This is a genomic window from Desulfovibrio sp. (assembly GCF_035644575.1).
In the GTDB taxonomy this organism is placed as follows: Bacteria; Desulfobacterota; Desulfovibrionia; order Desulfovibrionales; family Desulfovibrionaceae; genus Desulfovibrio.
Genome location: NZ_DASQOG010000057.1, coordinates 1 through 3,318, shown reverse-complemented (window position 1 = coordinate 3,318; position 3,318 = coordinate 1). Strand labels below are relative to the sequence as shown.

The 3,318-nt window shown below is 57.2% G+C and carries 5 protein-coding genes; all 5 read left to right on the top strand.

The genetic code is table 11. The annotated features are described in order from the left end of the window. A partial coding sequence (rpsF, locus tag VEZ52_RS02725; protein ID WP_324835428.1) for a 30S ribosomal protein S6 occupies positions 1 to 239 on the top strand: 239 nt, incomplete at its 5' end. Position 240: 1 nt separating this feature from the next. After that, positions 241 to 504 (top strand): 30S ribosomal protein S18, encoded by a 264-nt coding sequence (gene rpsR, locus VEZ52_RS02720; protein ID WP_022659828.1) that lies wholly within the window; start codon positions 241 to 243, stop codon positions 502 to 504. Positions 505 to 514: 10 nt separating this feature from the next. Beyond that, positions 515 to 1,021 carry a 50S ribosomal protein L9 gene (gene rplI, locus VEZ52_RS02715; RefSeq protein ID WP_324835427.1) on the top strand — a complete coding sequence of 169 codons (507 nt, stop codon included), beginning with the start codon at positions 515 to 517 and terminating at the stop codon, positions 1,019 to 1,021. 8 nt (positions 1,022 to 1,029) lie between these two features. Beyond that, the gene (dnaB, locus tag VEZ52_RS02710; protein ID WP_414649498.1) at positions 1,030 to 2,526 is read left to right on the top strand and encodes a replicative DNA helicase; all 1,497 of its coding nucleotides are present in this window, start codon (positions 1,030 to 1,032) and stop codon (positions 2,524 to 2,526) included. Positions 2,527 to 2,994: 468 nt separating this feature from the next. Beyond that, entirely contained in the window at positions 2,995 to 3,261 is a 267-nt protein-coding gene (locus VEZ52_RS02705; protein ID WP_022659825.1) for an RNA recognition motif domain-containing protein, read from the top strand. Positions 3,262 to 3,318 lie beyond the last annotated feature (57 nt).

Genomic DNA, 3,318 nt, shown 5'->3' with positions numbered 1-3,318 from the left:
CCGCCCTTACCGCGATCATCGAGCGTGAGAAGGGCGTCATGGTGGAAGTGGACAATTGGGGCATGCGCGACCTCGCCTACCCGGTTCGCAAACTGATGCGCGGCTTTTATGTGCGTCTGGTGTACCAGGCTCCTGCTGAGCTTATCGCTGAGCTGGAACGCAACATTCGCATCACCGACGGCATCTTCAAGTTTGTGACCGTCAAGTTGGCCGACGAAGTGGCCGGGGAGGTTGCCTAACATGGCTTTTAAGAAGAAATTTGCCCCGCGCCGCAAGTTCTGCCGCTTCTGCGCAGATAAAGATCTGCCCCTGGATTACAAGCGCGCCGACATTCTGCGCGACTTCATCACCGAGCGCGGCAAGATCATTGCCCGCCGCATCACCGGTACCTGCGCACATCACCAGCGCCTGCTGACCCGCGAAATCAAGCGCGCCCGCCAGATGGCCCTGCTCATCTACACCGCGACGCACGATTCCGGCGTCAAGAAAAAGAGCACCATTTAAGGAGGCGCACATGAAACTGATACTTCGCGCCGACGTTGAAAATCTCGGCAGCCTTGGCGATGTGGTTGAAGTGAAAGCTGGTTATGGCCGCAATTTCCTGCTCCCGCAGGGTCTGGCCATGGTCGCTTCGCCTTCCAACCTCAAGAGCTTTGAACAGGAACGCAAAAAGCTTCAGGCCCGCATGGATGCCGTGCGCGCTGATGCCCAGGCCCTCCAGGCCCGTCTGGAAGCCCTGGAAGTTATTATCCCCATGCACGTGGGCGACAACGACAAGCTTTACGGCTCTGTCACCACCACCATCATCGGCGACGCTCTTGCCGCCCTTGGTGTGGAAGTTGACCGCCGCCGCATCCTTATGGATGCCCCCATCCGCACCCTTGGTGAACATCCCGTTCGCGTGCGCCTGCACGCCAGCGTGATCGCCATGGTTCCGGTGAAGGTCATCTCCGACCATCAGCCCATCGAAGAAGAACCCGCACCTGCTGCGCCCGCTGAAGAAGCCGAGGCAGCCCAGTAGGGGTTTGCGTGGTTTCCCGGAACGATAGCAATTCCGCCCCCGGCCACGCGGCCGGGGGCTCGCCTTTTGGGCAGGGCCGCAACAAAGATGGTCAGTCTCGCTCTTCAAACGCGCACAGCGCGGAAAAGGCCGAGGCCGACATTCTGCGGCGTGTGCCCCCCCACAGTGTTGAAGCCGAACAGGCTGTGCTCGGCGGCGTTTTTATGCGCCCCCAGCTCATGCACTCCATCGCAGACCAACTCACTGACGAAGATTTTTACCTGCCCGCACACGCCACCATCTACAAGGCGTTTCTAGAACTTTACCGTAAATCGGCCCCCCTTGACCTCATTGCCACTGCCGAGCAGCTCAAGAGCATGAACGCCCTTGAAGAAGCCGGCGGCGCGGTCTATCTGGGCGAACTGGCGCAGGCCGTTGTTTCCGGCGCCAATGCGGAATACTACGCCACCATAGTCCGCGACAAATCCTTGCAGCGCAGCCTGATCAACGCCTGCTCAGGCATCATAGTCAACTGCTACGATGCCACGCGCGAAGTCGGCGAATTGCTGGATGAATCCGAACAGGCAGTCTTTTCCATTTCGCAGCGCACCTCGGGCAAGGATTTTACCCCCACGCGCGAACTGCTGGAACGGGTATTCGACAAGCTTTCCAAACTGGCCGACGCCAAGGACGTCATTACAGGCGTCACTACCGGCTATACCCGTCTGGACAAACTGACCGCCGGCCTGCAGCCCTCTGACCTCATTATTGTGGCGGCCCGCCCCAGTATGGGCAAGACGGCTTTTTCCATGTGCATGGCCATCAACGCTGCCGTGCGCCAGAACGTCCCGGTGGCTGTTTTTTCGCTCGAAATGAGCAAGGAACAGCTCATGCAGCGCATGCTGGCCGTGTGGGGCAAGGTGGATCTTTCCAAATTGCGCCGTCCTTCGCTGCTGACAGACGAAGACTGGCAGCGCCTCTATGACGCGGCGGACGTTGTGGCCCGTGCGCCCATATTTATTGACGACACTCCGGCCCTCACCACGCTGGAACTGCGCGCCCGCGCCCGTCGCCTCAAGGCTGACAAAGGCCTCGGCATGGTGGTGGTGGACTACCTGCAGCTCATGCGTACCAGCCGCCGCACAGATTCGCGCGAACTGGAAATTTCGGATATTTCGCGGTCGCTCAAAGGCCTTGCCAAGGAAATGAACGTGCCCGTGGTTGCGCTTTCGCAGCTTAACCGCAAGGTGGAAGAACGCAGCGACAAGCGCCCCATGCTCTCTGACCTTCGTGAATCTGGCGCTATCGAGCAGGACGCGGACGTTATCATGTTTGTGTACCGCGATGACGTGTACAAATTCCAGAAACCTGCCGACCGACCGCCCCAGGGCATTGCTGAAATCATTATCGGCAAACAGCGCAACGGCCCGGTGGGCGTTGCCGAGCTTATGTACATGTCGCCCTATACTTCGTTTGAAGATATCGCTCCAGACTGGATGCCCCCGCCATCAGAGGGCGGATCCTAGCCAATTTCAGAGCCGTGCAACTGACGCAAAAGCTGTCGTTGTGCGGCTCTTTAGCAGCCTAATTGGTACGACACTAATAATTACAGCCTGAACGTATTTCCCAAGCAGTAGCTTTCTATTTTAATGTTGGTTGAACAACCAATCCGATTGTTAGCAATGCACTTTGCCAGTCTTTATCTTTTCAACGCCCGTTGTGTCCCCGTGATGTATTGAACATCCGATGATCACCGTGTTTTGAGATTCTTTGCACAACCTCCCGGCAATCATTCGTTTATTTCCACTTCCTCCTGTCTCACTGCGGGTTTGCGCCCTTTTTTGCACATCAGAATACGCAATACCAACTTTTTTTTGGCGATTCGTTGACAAGGCCGACAAAGCGTGTTTCCATGTTTTTCATGGGCCGCGTACCGGTAATACGTTTTACTGGGCGTAAGCGCGGGAAGATTGTTTTTTTTGAGAGGGTGTTTCATGTCTAAGTCCATCTATGTCGGGAACCTTCCTTGGTCTGCCACTGAAGAACAGGTCCAGGACCTTTTTGCCGAATACGGCAGCGTCCTGTCTGTGAAACTTGTTAGCGACAGGGATACCGGCCGTGCCCGCGGCTTTGGCTTTGTGGAAATGGAAGACGGCGAGGCCGACTCCGCCATTGAAGCTTTGGACAACTTCAGCTTTGGCGGTCGCACGCTGCGCGTGAACGAAGCCAAACCCAGAGCCCCGCGCCAGCCCCGCTACTAGGGCGCTGTAACGGACAAAGACACGCCCCAATTGGGGCGTTTTTTGTTGCGCGCACCT